This window comes from Enterococcus sp. DA9, assembly GCF_008000875.1.
Lineage (GTDB): Bacteria > Bacillota > Bacilli > Lactobacillales > Enterococcaceae > Enterococcus_B > Enterococcus_B lactis.
Genome location: NZ_CP042838.1, coordinates 1 through 15,694, shown reverse-complemented (window position 1 = coordinate 15,694; position 15,694 = coordinate 1). Strand labels below are relative to the sequence as shown.

Here is a 15,694-nt window from a genome sequence, read left to right as displayed (position 1 = left end):
GGGAACAACAATGGCTAAAACAACAACTGTAGTAACAACGTTCGATAACGTGAGTATCAAACGAATTGCTTTTAATTTTAAGAACGCAGAAAATGCAATCGCAACAGATTGTAACGGACAATTAGATGGCGAAACAGAAATGCAAACGGTGGTTAAAAAATGTGGAGCGACAGAAGTAAAATCAAAATCTAAACCAATCAATATGACGGTAACAATTACTGCACATGTACCGATGGAAGTTTATCGACGTTTCAATGGATTGAAACAAGATGAACGTATTAAACCAGGCATTTACTCGTACGGTCCTGATTCCGTAGGCGAAGATTTCTCACTTGCTGCAGAGATCGTGGATGACTTCGAAGAAAATAGCAAGTTAGTTGGTATGTTAGCATGCACTTCGAATACAGGATTAACATTCTCTATTGAAAATGGCGCGGATGAAGTAGCTGCGTTAGAACTAGAAACAAAAGTTATGCAAGATGAATTTGGTAAATTCTATCATGAAGCAATTGTTGCAGAACTTGAAGAAGACTTAACAGATCAATGGATGACAAATCTATCTGCTGATGTGATTAAAAAGAGTTCAACAACCACTACTACAACGACACAAGCTTAAACATAAAACGGAGGTAGCAAAATGAACGAAGATTACTCAAAAATTGAACTAAACGATGGAACGATTTTGAATTTAGAACCTAAACTGAATATCAAGAAATTATTGATGATCAATAGAGATTTTAACACAGACGAGTTTGCAAAAATGTCGATGGGAAAAGGCTCTATGGATATTACAGTTATTCAAGGTGCAAAAGCCGTGTATGTAGCTTATCGTCAAGCGAACATGGTCGATTACATTTCATTCGATGAATTTATCGATAAATGGGACTTTGATATGGAGGTTGCAGTAGCTGTATACAGTACTATGATGTTCAAACAAGCACGCGATGCTTATCAAAAAGAATTTGAAAAAGCAAATAAGGAAAAAAAGCTTCAAAAGTAAAAATACCAAAGCTCTTAGTTGAAACGTGGGTCGATGTCTATTCGATGTTGACCGACGTTTTTTCTATGCCTTCAGATTTGGTTTTAAGCGATATCTGTTTAGATGACATTTTGCAAATGGCTTACAACAAGAGTGCTTATGAAGGATGGAAAAACTATGCAATAAACCAATCCCAGAAAAACTAAAGAAAGGAGGTAAAAAATGGCTAAAAAGAGAACAGAAGCAGAAGTAACTTTCATAGCTAACGATGACGGATTGAAATCTACGTTAAAAGAAATCAGTGCTGAATTAACTAAAAATAGAGCAGAATTAAAACTAGAACAAGCTCAATTACAACAGACTGGTTCTGAATCAGACAAGTTAGGAAGTAAATTATCTTCTTTAGAAAAGCAGTATGAATTACAAAGTCAAAAAGTTGAAGTAACTAGTCAACGTTTAGCCAATGCCAAAAAATATTATGGAGAAAATTCCACCGAAGTTCAGAAACTTGAAAGAGAACTGATTAATCAACAAACAGCACAACAACGTTTGTCAAACGAAATTGATAAAACGAGTAATGCACTAGCTCAAGCAAAAGGCGAAATACAGACGTACGAGTCTACAATGCAACAGTTGGACAGTGAACAGAAAAATGTTCAAGCTAGTGCTTCTCTGATTGAATCAGAATATAAAAAATGGCAAGCAACTGCTGGTCAATCAGCTTCTGAATCCGAGAAATTAGCGAAAGCCCAAGAATTTGTTTCTCAACAATCTGAAAATGCGGAGAAAACGATAGATATCCTAAGACGACAGTTAGAAGCTACACAGTCTGAATTTGGCGCTACATCCACAGAAGCAATGCAGATGGAAGCGAAGCTTAATGATGCTGAACGTGAATTTGAAGAGTTAGGACAAGCTGCTAAAAATGTAGATACAACTAACTTGGACGATATCGGAAGCAAAATAGATATGAATAATTTAATGGAAGCTTCTGACGTTTTAAGCGACATTGGCGATAAGCTTACAGAATTAGGGAAACAAGCAGTGGACTCAGCTAACAGTGTAGGTAGTTCCCAGAGTAAGATACAAGCTAATTTTGGTTTGACTAAACAAGAGGCTGAAGAATTAACGAATGTAGCCAGAGACATTTATTATAAAGGTTTTGGAGAATCGTTAGATCAGTCCACAGATGCATTGATTTTGGTAAAGCGTAATTTAGGCGATTTAAATAATCAAGATTTACAAAATATCACGGAACAAGCTATGGTCCTAGAAAATACCATGGGCGCTGATATGGATGAAACGTTACGTGGTGTAAATGGTTTAATGGTCAATTTCGGCTTGAACGCTCAAGATGCAATGGATTTAATGGTTTCGGGTACTCAAAACGGTTTAGATAAAACGCACGAATTAGGCGACAATATGGCAGAATATAGCCAATTATGGAGTCAAATGGGATATTCAGCTGATGAAACGTTCGGAATGCTTCAAAATGGTTTAGATGCGGGTGCTTATAACCTTGATAAAGTCAATGACTTAGTTAAGGAAATGGGAATATCGTTAACAGATGGTCGATTTGAGCAAAACATGGATATGTTTAGTGAAAGTACTAGAAAAGCTTTTGAAGAGTGGAAAAATGGCGGAGGAACACAAAAAGACGTTATTAATTCCATGATTCAAGATTTTAGCAATATGGATGGTCAATACGACCAATTAAATAAAGCTTCGACAATTTGGTCTGCGCTTGGCGAAGATAATGCGATGAAAGTTGTCCAATCTTTAACTGATGTTAACCATACATTTGATGATGTTAGTGGATCTGCACAAAAAATGAATGAAGATTCTACTACTCCGTTGCAAGAGTTGAACGGGAAAATAGCTGAATTAAAGGATTCATTAGCTCCTATAGGCAACACAATCATAGATGCACTCGAACCAGTAATTGATTTTCTAGGAAAGATGGCTGATGCGTTTAATAATCTTCCACAACCAGTACAGGATTTCATTGTTGCTATAGGTGGTCTTACAGCAGCATTTGGCATACTGTTACCGGCAATACTAGCCGTGTCATATTTATTTGGTCCGATGATGCTTATAATTGGAGGAATTATAGCTGTTATAGCAGGCGTTATTGTGGCAATTAAGAACTGGGGTGCAATTACTGACTGGTTTAAGGGAATATGGAGTAAATTCACTGATTGGTTGGGTGGTACTTGGGAAAGTATAAAAGAAGGTGCCTCATCAGTTTGGGATGGAGTCAAAGAAACCTGGTCTGGATTTGTAGATTGGGTTCAAGATATTTGGCAAGGTGTTTCTGATTGGTTTGGAGAGTTATGGAACGGATTAGTCGAAGGGGCTTCCAATATCTGGCAAGGAGTCCAAGAGACTTGGAGCGAGTTTGTTAGTGATGTAAAAGACTTATGGAAAGGATTAACTGAATGGTTTAATAACTTATGGGAGTCTTTAACCGAAGGCGCATCAAACATCTGGCAAGGAGTAAAAGAAACTTGGCAGAATTTTGTTGATTGGGCAGCAAATGTTTGGGATGGCGTTAAAAAAGTTTGGTCAATCATATGGGATGATATTGTGGGTATTGTGCAAATCCCATGGACATTCATCACATCAATTATTCAAGCGGCTATTAATGTTATCGTAGGTATTTTTGATGTAGCTAAACAGCTATTTTATGTAGCGTGGCAAGCTGTTTGGACTCCTATTTCTGAGTTCTTAAGTAATACATGGAATAGCATGACAAATTTCCTAACGAATACATGGAATAATATCATTACTACATTGCATAATGTATTTGATCCTATTGTGACATGGTTTTCCAGTATATGGGAAAACATACAAAATACATTAACAATGGTGTGGAATAATATTCTAACTGTATTAACAAACACTTGGAATACTATTTCTCAAACGGCAATTGCAATCTGGCAACCTATTCAAGATTTTATTATTAATTTATCCCATGCTATTTTGGATGGAATTATAAATATTTGGAATAGTGTTGTTACTTGGTTGACTGGTACGTGGAATACAATAGCAAGTACAGCTAGTACCGTATGGAATAGTATAAAGCTTATAGTTTATAATCTAGTCCAATCAACAAAAGACGGTATAATCAGCGTGTGGACTGCCATCACAAGCTGGTTAACTGATAAATGGAATGCTATCAAGAATAGTGCATCAAATACCTGGAATAGTGTGACAAGCAGTATAAGCAATGCTACAAATGCAGCAAATAGTGTAATTCAAAGCGTTTGGAATAGTATATCTTCATGGATTAGCGGAATTTGGAACGGTATCAAAAATACTGCTTTGAATCTTTGGAATGGAATTACAAGCACTATTAGCTCTAAAGTAAACGATGGGAAAAATGCAATTTCAAGTGGTTGGTCCAATCTAACAGGTATTGTTTCAGACATATTTAATAATGTTAAAAGTACAATTGCTAACATTTGGGAAGGTATCAAAAAGACTGTTAGCACTCCGATTGATTGGATTAGAGATAAAATCAGTGGTATCTTTGATAATTTAAATATTTCTCTTCCTCACATACCCATGCCAGAATTTCACATTAGAGGAAAATTCAATCCATTAAAAGGCGAAATACCTTACTTAGACGTAAGCTGGCATGCTAAAGGTGGTATCTTTACTAAACCAACTTTACTTGGTGGAATGAACGGTGTCGGTGAAGCAGGACCTGAAGCAGTTTTACCTTTGAAAAGATCTGTGCTGCAAGAAATTGGTGATCGTATCTTGAGTAGCACATCAGTTTCATCTAGGGCACAAACGATTCAACCTGTGAACAACTACGAATTCAATTTCACAATTGATGGTAACGCAGATGAGGTTACTATGAAGCAAACAACTCAACAAATCATTGATAGCATTACAAAAGTTCAAAATGATAATGCTTCGGCATGGCGTTAAACAGGAGAGTATTTCTCCTGTTTTTTTAGTATTAAAAAGGATGTGAAAAAATGACTGATTGTATACATTCTATAATCGATGGATTTCCTGATTATTTGCATAAATTGGCTTTAGCTGAAAGACCAACCATACCTTCTCCAAAAAGACAGAGAGTTGAAACTTCTGTTTTAGGACGGTTAGGTGGCTTAGTGCAAGATTACTCGTTTGAAGATATGTCATTCACTTTGCACTATAACTACTTAGAGGATGTGGAAGACCATCAAGCTTTTAAGCAATCGTTTTATATCATGCGTCATTGGTTAAATTATGCAAAGAAATTAGAATTCTCTGATGATCCCAACGTCTATTACGTTATCCAAACTATCGATATTGGGGATGCAGAAAACGATATCGTTGAATGGGGAGAGTTTGATGTAAATATCACTGCGAAACCATTCGCAAGAGTTCAAGAAGATGTACCAATAACCGTAGATAAACCACAGTCATTTAACTTGCTGAATAATAGTTTAGAAGAAAGTTTTCCAAAGATTATCATCACTCCTTCAACTACTTCATGCCAGTTCATCTTAAATGATTATGTGTTTAGTTTTGAAGGCTTAGTAGTAGGAACTGACGTAGTCATTGATAGTGATTTGATGCTTTGCTACGAAGAGCAATCGGACGGAGATATTTTAGATCGGTCCAACAAAATGAAGACCATGCAATATCCGACATTGCAAGTGGATATTAATTATTTTAATTGTACTGGTTTGAGCAAAATACAAATTTATCGTAATGGGTTAAGGTAGGTGAAATAGATGATCGATAATTTAATAACTATTTATGATAAAAACGACGCGAATAATTTAGCTGAACATTTATATGATACGCAAGGTTTAGGCGCTTTGTCAGACTGGTTAACAGCTACTGTTAGCAATAAATTAAACGGAGCCGAGATATTTCAGGGTACTTATCCAATAAGCGGAACTAATGCAGATTTGATTGTAGAAGGACGTATTATTCAGTGTTATGTAGATGAAAATCGAGCAAAACAGCGTCTACGGATTTATTATGCAAAGACTTCTGTAATAGGAAATACGATAGAAGTAAAAGCTGAACCTATTTTCAATGATATAAGAAAATCGGTGTTGAATAAATATGACAGTGGAACAGAAAAGATCACTGCTACTCAGGCATGGCAAAACGCAAAAGCTTTAGCGAAACCAGCTATCCCTTCGCAGTTTTCTTTCTCGTCATTAGTAGATACGCTTGCTAATGTGAAGATAGAAAAGGCGAATTTTTTAGAATTCTTTGGTGGAAAAGAGGGATCTATTCTAGATCGATTCCATGGGGAATTTCTAAAAGATAATAATACATTACATCACGAAACAAGGCTAGGCACGGATCATAAAATCAAAGCGATTTATACTAAAAACTTAACTGGTCTTGACTTAGAGATAGATGCTCAAAGCGTTTTAGTTGGAGTTTATCCATTCATTAGCAGTTCTTCAGAAGGAGAAGATGAGATCACTCTACCAGAAAAAGTTATTTTCACGGATTACGTGGATGATTATCCTGCTGGATATGTTTCTTTTGTTGATTTTAAAGACAAAGCAACTGATGTAGCCACATTAAGGGAAGCTGCTAAAGACTGGTTGAAAACAAACATAGATAAACAAAAACCACAAGTGAGTGGTTCGATTGAATTAGTACCATTGAGGCATCAAAGAGGCTATGAAAAATTTGTTGATCTAGAAAAAGTTTCGATGGGTGACGGAGTAGATGTGTATCATCCACAGTTAAAAGTGAATATGTCAGCGAGAATCGTGGAATATACGTTTAATGTTTTAACTAATTCATACGATAAATTAGTTGTAGGAAACGTCAAAACAAACTTCTTAGAAAATACAGAGAATAATGTAAGCAATTTGATTAATGATGCCATTGATCAATTGAAAAATGGTGGCGGAATCAGTGATTTAATCAATGATATTGTAGATCATCAAACTGATATGATTACTGGTCAAGATGGCGGCTATGTTTTATTAGATCCTAAAGAAGCACCTAGTCGTATTTTGATTATGGACACGCCAGATAAGAATACCGCACGGAATGTTTTACAAATTAACAATGCTGGTATTGGTTTCTCTAAAACTGGTATTAATGGAACGTATGACACCGCATGGACGCTAGATGGCGGATTCAATGCCTCGTTTATTACAGCTGGTGAGATAGTAGGGATTACTATTAGAGGTACTACATTAATTAGTGATGGCACTGATTATAGAACAAGTATTGCCAATGGCAAAATGACTTGGTATTCAAAAAAAGTTAACAAAGATATTATGGAGCTAGAAGCACGTGATTATGTAAGTGCTGATGCCGGTATTGTATCATACACCATGAAAACTGGTGGTGGTTTCATGATTAGAAATCCACAGGGGAATTTGGTTTTTAGTACGTGGGATAATGGAAATAACAGACCGTTTTTATCTTTTGGTGCGCCAAATTTCAGATATAGCAATGCTAGTTATGTAACTTCTGGCGACGGTAATTCTTTGGGTATAGATGGTAGTGCGGGTAACTCATGGGAATTTAAGGTAGCTGGCAGGACTATGAAATTTACTAGTGATGGTATGCTAACATTGCCAGGTTGTTTTTTTGGTTCATGGGAAGATGGGAAACTTGCTAGGTTTGAACAATCAACGGTACAAGTATATAAAGATTTTACTGTTAGAGGTACTAAAAACTCAACCGTACCAACAGAACATTATGGACAACGACTATTGAACGCTTATGAAACGCCAGAATATTATTTCGCTGATTATGGGGAAGCCGTTACAGGTGATGATGGTAAAGTTCGTGTTGATATTGATCCCATGTTTGCTGAGACAGTAAATCTAAGTCGGTATATGACACATGTGACACCTACAGAACTAGTTTTGTGTGCTGTTACTCATGAAGATATTGACCATTTCATCATTGAAACTAGTAAGCCAAACGTATTAGTTAGATGGAATTTAGTGGCACACCGTCTAGGGTATGAAGATGTTAGATTAAAAGAGGATACAGCATATGATAGCACAGTGCTTGACCAAAAACGTTTTTAAAACGAAGACAAGGAGGTATATAAATGGCTAGCAGTTTATATAATTTGGCTCTAGATTTCAGCAAAGAATTAAACTACACCAAAGCTATTATGGCTCGTCAAGGTGACAAAGGAATTACGGTGACTGTTAAACCATTTTTAAATGGCTTACAGATGGATACGAGTGGCGGAACATTTACTTTAAAAGGAACAACACCATCTAACCGTTACGTAGATAGTGTTGCAACTAGCGTAACTAGTGAAGAAGTCACATTTTCTCTTGATGGCACATTTATGAGTGAAGCAGGATACTATAAACACTGCTACGTAGAATATAGAAAAGATAATCAAATTTTAACAACGCAAGATATTATTTTTTTCTCACTAGGAGTGTCTGACATTTCGCAAGGCCAAGCTGATGAATACGTTTCGCAATTGGAAGAGTTGATTCGAAAGTATAACGAAACTTTTGATGCTTTTATGGCTGAAATTAAAGGTAGAGTGGATAGCTTAAATAAACAGATTACTGATTTAACTGGTCAAGCTAAAACGCTACAAGACAAGTTAGATGCTCTGAAAGAAGAAATTTCTAAGTTAGGTAACTTGCATGTGATGTACTCCAACAGCATCGACTTCGGGGACTATGATTATAGTGGGAATCCGAATTTAATGTGTGTAATTAAAGCTTCTGATTTTAGGAGAGATGGCAATAGTGATGTCTTAATATCAGACGTAGGATACAATAGTATACGTTTAACTACTCAAAAGGTCAACAATATTTGGGCGTATTCTCAAAGTACCATACCTAGTTTAGTTAGTGGCAAAACGTATACTATAAGCGCAAAAGTTAAAATAGAGGAAGGTACAACTGGTAACATTGACCAGCTGAAAGTATCTTATCGTAAAGTTAACAGTGGTACGATTTTATTATCTGCTATCACTACAGGTGTAGAGGTAGGAAAAGAAATAACAATTAAGGGTACAGGTGTAGTAAATTATGCAATCAACGATTTATCAAGGTTTTATTTATCCATTGGGGTAGACGGTGATATAAACGGTAGTGTGATTGTTAGCGATGTTAAGATTGAAGAGGGTTCAACAGCCACCCCATACCAGTCAAATTTACTCGATGCGCCGTATTATTTGAGTAAGGTGGCTTTAGGTGAAAATCTAATTAAACCAGAATCACAACAACCAGTTACTAATAGTAACTATCTTATTAAAACCTATAACACCAAACCAATGGTAAAAGGCAAGAAGTATACCATCACACTGGAAGGAACTAAGCCAGCAACACAGGTTTTTAGACCATTCTTTACGCAAGCTACAGGAAGTCCATGGGGATTTGGTGATTTGAAGCCAGTAGAAGGGGTAACTGATACTTGGTCTGCAACATTTACCGCAAGTACTGATTCACACCCTACTAGCCCACAAGTGCAGATTTATCAGGTACCAAACACAAGTGTAGGTCAATGTACAATTAAGTGGTTAAAACTAGAGGAAGGCGACACCCGAACCCCGAATATTGAGCAATATAAATACCGAGGAATCGGCATGCGAGACTCAAACAATCCAAAAGATTATGTATGGGATCTAGCACCAGAATATGTCGAAGACAATCTTGCTACAGATGTTAAAATTTCTGAAATTACTGGTAAAGCAAACAATTATACCGATGGGAAAGTAGCTATTGTTAACAAAAACCTTTCAGATATATCAGCAGACTTAAATAAACAAATAGCTAATAATAAAAATAATATTGCTACTAATACAACGAATATCTCCACTAACACTACAGCTATATCTACACTACAAAATAAAAATTTATTCACGCAGAATAAAAGTACACATGGCTTAACTTGGATTGCACATAGAGGAAACAATTCAACCGCACCAGAAAATAGTATTGTAGCTTTCGAAAATGTTTATAGACACCAAGCGATAGAAACAGATATTCAGTTAACAAGCGATAATCGTTGGGTAGTTATGCATGACGAAACAGTAGATAGAACAACTAATGGTACTGGAAAAATATCAGATATGACCTATGATCAATTTAGAGCCTTAAGAATTGATACAGGTGCTAATGTTGATAAGCTAACTGATGATGAAAAAATTCCACCTAATTTAGAAGAGTTTTTATTGATATGTAAAAAAAATAATAGAATACCAGTTGTTGAAATAAAAGCTACTGGTGGATATACAAAAGAGCAACTTCAATTAATTAAAACTATTTCTGATGGAATTGGGATGACTGAAAAAACTATATTTATCAGTTTTAACTACGATATGTTAGTTTTAATGCGAGAGATATTTCCTTTTAACGAATTACAGTGGGTATATCAAGGTACAATTAATACAGATGTTATTACAAAATTAAAAACGCTCGGTTTACCTTGCGGTTTAGATATAAATGAAAATAATGCGTCTCTAACTAAAGATAATGTAAACTTGCTACATGCTAATCGCTTGAAAATTGGCGCGTGGACTGTTGGATATAATTCATTTGAAAAGATGAAAGACTTAGGAATAGATTATATCACTACGAATAGTCCATCTGGTTATTTAAAATATGCCGAATTAAGTTTGCTTAACGGTTTTACACCTACTAATGATAATGGTCAAGTCCCACAGTTTGCAGCAGAGTTAGAAGGAGGATATGTTTTTCTAAGCTTCAATGTAAAAGATGGAACAAATAATAATCAATTAACAGAAATTGCCAAACTACCTGATTGGGCTATCCCTCATGAAAAACAATATAATCAGTGTATGATACGGACGTCTAGCGGTGTATCACTAGCCACTTTTGATACGCAGGGATGGAAACATTCTACGGGTGTAACTGAAGGTACAATTACTATTGGCTTAGGCTGGTCTTCAAGAACTACCTGGGCCGCAGGTCAATGTATTTATAAAATAGATTAACTTTGCTACCAACACGCTCAATAGAGGGTGTTTTTTATTTTACAACGAAAGGAGGCTAGTTGGTTGAAAGACGAAGCAATACAAGACGTGGTAGAACGCTTAGTGCGTATTGAAACGAAGTTGGATAACTACGAATCATTACGCGAAAAAGCGGAAAGTGCAAAAGATAGAGCGGATCAGGCATATTCTATTGCGCTTAATAATGCAGAAGATATCAAAGAGATGAAAGCCAATAATAAATGGTCGTGGGGTTACATGATCGGTTTAGGCATTACAATCATTGGCTATTTCTTGACTAAATTGTAAAGGAGGTGAGAAGAAATGGTTTTACCAGATAAGTATTATCAAGTCATTAAATGGGCAGTTTTAACAGTATTACCAGCTGCTTCTGTGTTAGTAGCAACGTTAGGGAAAGCCTATGGATGGAATGGAACAGATATGACAGTACTCACTATCAATGCAGTAGCAACATTTTTAGGCGTTATCACTGGTGTGTCGGCTTATAATTTAAAAAAATAGGAGGAAACAAATGAAGAAGAAAATTACTATTACTGCGATGAGCCTGTTAACGGCTCTTTTTTTATTGCCAATTAATGGGTTTGCTGCAAAAAATGATCAGGGTGTGGATTGGTCGATTTATCAAGGGGAGAACGGAAGATTTGGGTACGCTCATGATAAATTTGCTATTGCACAAATTGGTGGTTATAACGGAGCTGGTTTATATGACCAATGGACCTACTCCACGCAAGTTGCTTCTGCAATTGCGCAAGGCAAACGAGCGCATACCTATATTTGGTGGGATGTGTGGGGTTCCCCAGCAATTGCTAAACAAACGATGGATTATTTCTTGCCAAAGATTCAAACGCCTAAAGGTTCAATTGTAGCGATTGATTTCGAGGGTGGGGCATCTTCTAATAAGCAAGCTAATACGGATGCCATTCTTTATGGTATGCGGCGAATTAAAGCAGCAGGCTATACTCCAATGCTTTATTCAGGAAAGCCGTTTTTATTAGCTAATGCTTATTATCAGCAAGTAATCAAAGAGTTTCCAGATTCGCTATGGATCTCTGCTTATCCTGATTATAATGTAACGCTAACTCCTAACTGGAATATTTTTCCATCGCTGGACGGTATCGGTATCTATCAATTTACCTCAACTTATATTGCTGGTGGATTAGATGGTAATATCGATTTAACTGGCATTACAGACAATGGTTATACAGGTTCAGATAAACCAGCAACAGATACTCCAGCAACGGATGCAGGGGAAGAAGCTAATGATACGCCAAAATCAGAAATTAAAGTGGGCGACACTGTGAAAGTGAATTTTTCAGCGAAAAACTGGGCAACTGGAGAAGCAATCCCACAATGGGTAAAAGGAGAAAGCTACAAGGTTCAACAGATAAATGGCAACAAAGTTTTACTTGCAAATATTTTATCTTGGATTGAAAAATCAAATGTAGAAATCTTGCCAGATTCTACAACTGTTCCAGACAAACCATCAGCTGCTATCCAAACCCATATCGTCCAATATGGAGAAACACTATCTTCGATTGCTGCAAAATACGGAACAACGTATCAAGCACTTGCTTCGTTAAATGGACTAAGCAATCCGAATATGATCTATGCTGGACAAGTTCTAAAAGTGAGCGGAATAGCAAATGTTACTAGAACATACACTGTTCGATCAGGCGATAATTTATCATCAATCGCATCTAAGTTAGGCACAACGTATCAAGCGCTGGCACAGCGCAATGGATTATCAAATCCTAACTTGATTTATCCAGGTCAAGTACTATCATATTAAAAAAAGCCCCTCGATGAGGGGCGGTACATAGTTAATTCAATATTTTGTCTAAAAAATATGGTATAACTTTTCTAGTAGCTTTTATTTTTGTTTTATTTATATTGTTGTATCTTCCGTTATAGATCAATGGTACATCTGTTTCGCCATATTCTGTTGAAATATGAAGTTGATAATTAGGAATCCCTTCACTTTCTGTATAGGCAATTTTTAGTGCATCACCAGGCTCAATAGTTTTAGAGTAACCCATAGATTTATATATAAGTTCACTATCGTTTTTCATATCTTTAAATTTCATGATGTCAACTTTCATGGGCACGTTTGCAGGGGAAACTAGAACAATTTTTGTGGGACTTTCATCTAATGCTATTTCATCATAAATATTCTGAGGGAAATATTTTCCTTGCGTATCTATAGAGTAGAATTCTAGAGACACATCTTCATAGTATGTTTTGTTTTTTAAAAAACCAAATATTACAAAAACGATAGCTACAATAGTTAAGATTAATTCTAAGATATCTTTGGGTGTGTATTCTTTACCTAAATACCAATGTAAAAAATTATTTACTGTTTTTATTAATTTATGTTGTTCCTCTGACATTCTTTCACCTTCCAATTCACAAATTTTATTTTATCATAACAAAATAAATTCGTAATTAGCCTATTAGAAAAATATATGCATGATGCGTGCAACGAATGATCCAGAAGGGAACACTAAAGGCGGAGCACAAGATTTTCATGATAAACGCTGGTACTTGAATATTCCGCAACGATAAAAAATAGCCCCTCGATGAGGGGCGGTACATAATTATATTGAAAACTATAAAAATCATTCGATAAAATAGTGATGTTGTCGCATATCTTCACTATCACTCATAAATAGTCACACTCCAAGATATGCGATAACAGGTTTGTTGCCACACATTCTACTGGTTGACTGTTTATGGCTTTCCGTACCCTTAGCTCAGTTGGTTAGAGCAGACGGCTCATAACCGTCCGGTCGTAGGTTCGAGTCCTACAGGGTACATTAATGTAGCCATTTGAATCGTTGTGTGTTAGAATTTTTTGAAGAGTACTATACAAGCTAAAGCTTTTCTTCATTGCCACTCAAATGAGTGGCTTTTTTATGTATCCTTTTATGGATTAATGAAAGGATGTTGCACATAGTTATACTTCTGTATATTTGAAAAGTTTTACTTTGATTTTAAATAGAAAGACATTTGGGTTAAATTGTGAGATAATAAAGAAGAGTTTAAAGCGTTCCCCAAAAACCACTCCCCCATAAGTGTGTTACGCTTTAAACTCTTTTATATTTGAAGCCATTAAAAAGCATACCATATTTTTGAAAAAAAGTGAGAAAAAAGGCTTATAATTGGAGTGATAGTTAATTAGTGACTTATTTTTGATTTTATAGCACTGATACTATAAAATATAGATATCATCATATTACACAATCTTAATACTAACTTAAAAATATCTCCTTTCATAAGTATGGTGATAAAATCCATTCCGGGCTACCTTTTTAGGTAGCCTACTTTAATCTTTATACCTTTCTGGATCAACGAAAGTATACTTTATATAGTCATAACGCCGATGATCGCTTCGTGCGTCTGGCACGTCAGTCACGACATCAAACAAAAAATATACGTCTTTCTTCATTCTCGTTTTCGCAGCAGGGATTTTAAAGTAGTTCTTATTAGAATAGTAGAGATTGATTAATAAGCTATCTTCGATTGCTAAAAAGAAAACTTCTGAATTCCATACTTTATAAAAGTCTTTGATAAATCTATTTGAAGGATCGAATTTAAACCATAATTGTGTCTCATTAAAAAGCATAACCATTACTCCAATCAGTTTTTAAACTTAGTTTCTACCTCTAATATATATCGAGTTTTTATTTTGCCTTCAGAGAATACCGTTTCTTTTTTTGCAGTTACAGGGTGTTTATTTTCGGAAAAAGCTAATATAGCTAAAATTGAAACATCCATCTGGAATTTATCTTTTTCGTTGCTTTGTTCATAAAAATCTGCATATTCATCACTGATATTTTTTCTAATAAATTCTTCCATCATAAAGATCACCTCGAAAAGAGTATACGAACAAATGTTCTTTTTGTAAAGGTGGAATTTATTATACTAAATAAATAGGTGAACAAGTACTTGTGCCAAATTAAGTGCCAAAAAAAATCGAATTTAATAAAACACAAACAAAAAGGAATCCTATTATGATAACATTTCTTATAATAACAAACACAACAGAAGACGTGTAATAGTTAGTCAGGAACGTACAAACAACCCCTGTATCCTTTGTGATACAGGGGGTTGTTTTGTGTTTGTGCCAAAAATGTGCCAAACTAGTTATCATTTTTATATAAACTATCGAATACAGCGTTGATTTTTTCTTTATCCTGATCTTCAAGTTCTCGAACAATATGAAGATAAGTAGACATTGTAGTTTCTAAACTGCTATGTCCTAACCGTTTTGATACGCTAAGTATATTTACTCCTTGATAAAGTAAAATAGATGCATGTGTATGTCTTAGTCCATGCAAAGTAAATTGCTTTTCAATCCCTAATTCTTTTAATTTTTTGCGCAAATATTTGCTGACGGCGTTTGATGAAACTAATCCATTTTTTAAGTTGAAAAAAACAAAATTATGAGGGTTTTTAACTTCAAAATTCTCGAATAATTCTTTTTGATTGATTTTAAACTTTTTTAAGAGATCAATCGTATGTTTATCAATGGAAATTTTCCTATTTGAAGTTTCGTTTTTTGTTTTTCCCCATTCATTTAATTTATAATTCCATGTTTTATTAATAGTGATGATTTGATGTTCGAAATCGATATCTTCCCATGTTAATCCTAGAAGTTCAGCAAATCGCATTCCAGTAGCACCAGCAACTAACACAAGCATAGGAGAAGAGTACTGTGCAGAAAGGTTTTCTTCTATGAGTTTCATTAAAGATTTAAATTGATCATA

General features: G+C 35.3%; 14 protein-coding genes, 1 tRNA gene and 1 pseudogene. 12 read left to right on the top strand and 4 right to left on the bottom strand.

What is annotated here, in order from left to right:
- Window positions 1-10: 10 nt before the first annotated feature.
- From FTX43_RS00430 to FTX43_RS00385, 10 genes are all read left to right on the top strand, one after another.
- Entirely contained in the window at window positions 11-616 is a 606-nt protein-coding gene (locus FTX43_RS00430) for a hypothetical protein (RefSeq protein WP_002318244.1), read from the top strand.
- A gap of 21 nt (window positions 617-637) precedes the next feature.
- Window positions 638-1,000 (top strand): hypothetical protein, encoded by a 363-nt coding sequence (locus FTX43_RS00425; RefSeq protein ID WP_002299170.1) that lies wholly within the window; start codon window positions 638-640, stop codon window positions 998-1,000.
- A gap of 2 nt (window positions 1,001-1,002) precedes the next feature.
- A complete protein-coding gene (locus FTX43_RS15380; protein WP_002305377.1) occupies window positions 1,003-1,185 on the top strand; it encodes a hypothetical protein in 183 nt (60 codons plus the stop codon).
- A 16-nt stretch (window positions 1,186-1,201) separates the two neighbouring features.
- Window positions 1,202-4,918 carry a phage tail tape measure protein gene (locus FTX43_RS00415; protein WP_147606608.1) on the top strand — a complete coding sequence of 1,239 codons (3,717 nt, stop codon included), beginning with the start codon at window positions 1,202-1,204 and terminating at the stop codon, window positions 4,916-4,918.
- Window positions 4,919-4,968: 50 nt separating this feature from the next.
- Window positions 4,969-5,706 carry a phage tail protein gene (locus FTX43_RS00410; protein ID WP_147606606.1) on the top strand — a complete coding sequence of 246 codons (738 nt, stop codon included), beginning with the start codon at window positions 4,969-4,971 and terminating at the stop codon, window positions 5,704-5,706.
- Window positions 5,707-5,715: 9 nt separating this feature from the next.
- Window positions 5,716-8,007 (top strand): phage tail spike protein, encoded by a 2,292-nt coding sequence (locus FTX43_RS00405; protein WP_147606605.1) that lies wholly within the window; start codon window positions 5,716-5,718, stop codon window positions 8,005-8,007.
- A 23-nt stretch (window positions 8,008-8,030) separates the two neighbouring features.
- On the top strand, window positions 8,031-10,910 hold the full coding sequence (locus FTX43_RS15480; RefSeq protein WP_147606603.1) for a glycerophosphodiester phosphodiesterase family protein: 2,880 nt from the start codon (window positions 8,031-8,033) through the stop codon (window positions 10,908-10,910).
- A gap of 63 nt (window positions 10,911-10,973) precedes the next feature.
- Complete coding sequence (locus tag FTX43_RS00395; protein ID WP_002322123.1) at window positions 10,974-11,216, top strand: hemolysin XhlA family protein; 243 nt, start codon at window positions 10,974-10,976, stop codon at window positions 11,214-11,216.
- 15 nt (window positions 11,217-11,231) lie between these two features.
- Complete coding sequence (locus tag FTX43_RS00390; RefSeq protein WP_099746308.1) at window positions 11,232-11,429, top strand: phage holin; 198 nt, start codon at window positions 11,232-11,234, stop codon at window positions 11,427-11,429.
- A gap of 10 nt (window positions 11,430-11,439) precedes the next feature.
- Window positions 11,440-12,717 carry a LysM peptidoglycan-binding domain-containing protein gene (locus FTX43_RS00385; RefSeq protein ID WP_086314952.1) on the top strand — a complete coding sequence of 426 codons (1,278 nt, stop codon included), beginning with the start codon at window positions 11,440-11,442 and terminating at the stop codon, window positions 12,715-12,717.
- A 31-nt stretch (window positions 12,718-12,748) separates the two neighbouring features.
- On the opposite strand, the gene FTX43_RS00380 is transcribed toward FTX43_RS00385, so the two are convergent.
- Window positions 12,749-13,315 (bottom strand): hypothetical protein, encoded by a 567-nt coding sequence (locus tag FTX43_RS00380; RefSeq protein WP_016627840.1) that lies wholly within the window; start codon window positions 13,313-13,315, stop codon window positions 12,749-12,751.
- Between the two features lie 79 nt (window positions 13,316-13,394).
- Between FTX43_RS00380 and FTX43_RS15375 the strand changes: the two are divergent.
- Both FTX43_RS15375 and FTX43_RS00370 read left to right on the top strand, forming a co-directional pair.
- A pseudogene (locus tag FTX43_RS15375) lies at window positions 13,395-13,490 on the top strand (N-acetylmuramoyl-L-alanine amidase); the annotation flags it as partial.
- A gap of 177 nt (window positions 13,491-13,667) precedes the next feature.
- Window positions 13,668-13,741: transfer RNA gene (locus FTX43_RS00370), tRNA-Ile, on the top strand.
- Between the two features lie 509 nt (window positions 13,742-14,250).
- Here FTX43_RS00370 and FTX43_RS00365 read toward each other — a convergent pair.
- The 3 genes from FTX43_RS00365 to FTX43_RS00355 form a co-directional block, all read right to left on the bottom strand.
- The gene (locus FTX43_RS00365) at window positions 14,251-14,550 is read right to left on the bottom strand and encodes a DUF5960 family protein (RefSeq protein WP_002340794.1); all 300 of its coding nucleotides are present in this window, start codon (window positions 14,548-14,550) and stop codon (window positions 14,251-14,253) included.
- A 14-nt stretch (window positions 14,551-14,564) separates the two neighbouring features.
- Window positions 14,565-14,786, bottom strand: coding sequence for a hypothetical protein (locus FTX43_RS00360; protein ID WP_104869445.1), 222 nt, complete (start codon window positions 14,784-14,786; stop codon window positions 14,565-14,567).
- A 281-nt stretch (window positions 14,787-15,067) separates the two neighbouring features.
- Window positions 15,068-15,694, bottom strand: a 627-nt coding sequence (locus tag FTX43_RS00355; protein ID WP_147606601.1) for a site-specific integrase, incomplete at its 5' end; no start/stop codon positions are given.

Excerpts from the sequence above, each read along its gene's own strand:
- FTX43_RS00360 (WP_104869445.1), bottom strand. The coding sequence starts at position 14,786 with ATGATGGAAGAATTTATTAGAAAAAATATCAGTGATGAATATGCAGAT.
- FTX43_RS15480 (WP_147606603.1), top strand. The coding sequence starts at position 8,031 with ATGGCTAGCAGTTTATATAATTTGGCTCTAGATTTCAGCAAAGAATTA.
- FTX43_RS00415 (WP_147606608.1), top strand. The coding sequence starts at position 1,202 with ATGGCTAAAAAGAGAACAGAAGCAGAAGTAACTTTCATAGCTAACGAT.
- FTX43_RS00365 (WP_002340794.1), bottom strand. The coding sequence starts at position 14,550 with ATGCTTTTTAATGAGACACAATTATGGTTTAAATTCGATCCTTCAAAT.
- FTX43_RS00380 (WP_016627840.1), bottom strand. The coding sequence starts at position 13,315 with ATGTCAGAGGAACAACATAAATTAATAAAAACAGTAAATAATTTTTTA.
- FTX43_RS00425 (WP_002299170.1), top strand. The coding sequence starts at position 638 with ATGAACGAAGATTACTCAAAAATTGAACTAAACGATGGAACGATTTTG.
- FTX43_RS00410 (WP_147606606.1), top strand. The coding sequence starts at position 4,969 with ATGACTGATTGTATACATTCTATAATCGATGGATTTCCTGATTATTTG.
- FTX43_RS00430 (WP_002318244.1), top strand. The coding sequence starts at position 11 with ATGGCTAAAACAACAACTGTAGTAACAACGTTCGATAACGTGAGTATC.
- FTX43_RS00390 (WP_099746308.1), top strand. The coding sequence starts at position 11,232 with ATGGTTTTACCAGATAAGTATTATCAAGTCATTAAATGGGCAGTTTTA.
- FTX43_RS00385 (WP_086314952.1), top strand. The coding sequence starts at position 11,440 with ATGAAGAAGAAAATTACTATTACTGCGATGAGCCTGTTAACGGCTCTT.
- FTX43_RS00405 (WP_147606605.1), top strand. The coding sequence starts at position 5,716 with ATGATCGATAATTTAATAACTATTTATGATAAAAACGACGCGAATAAT.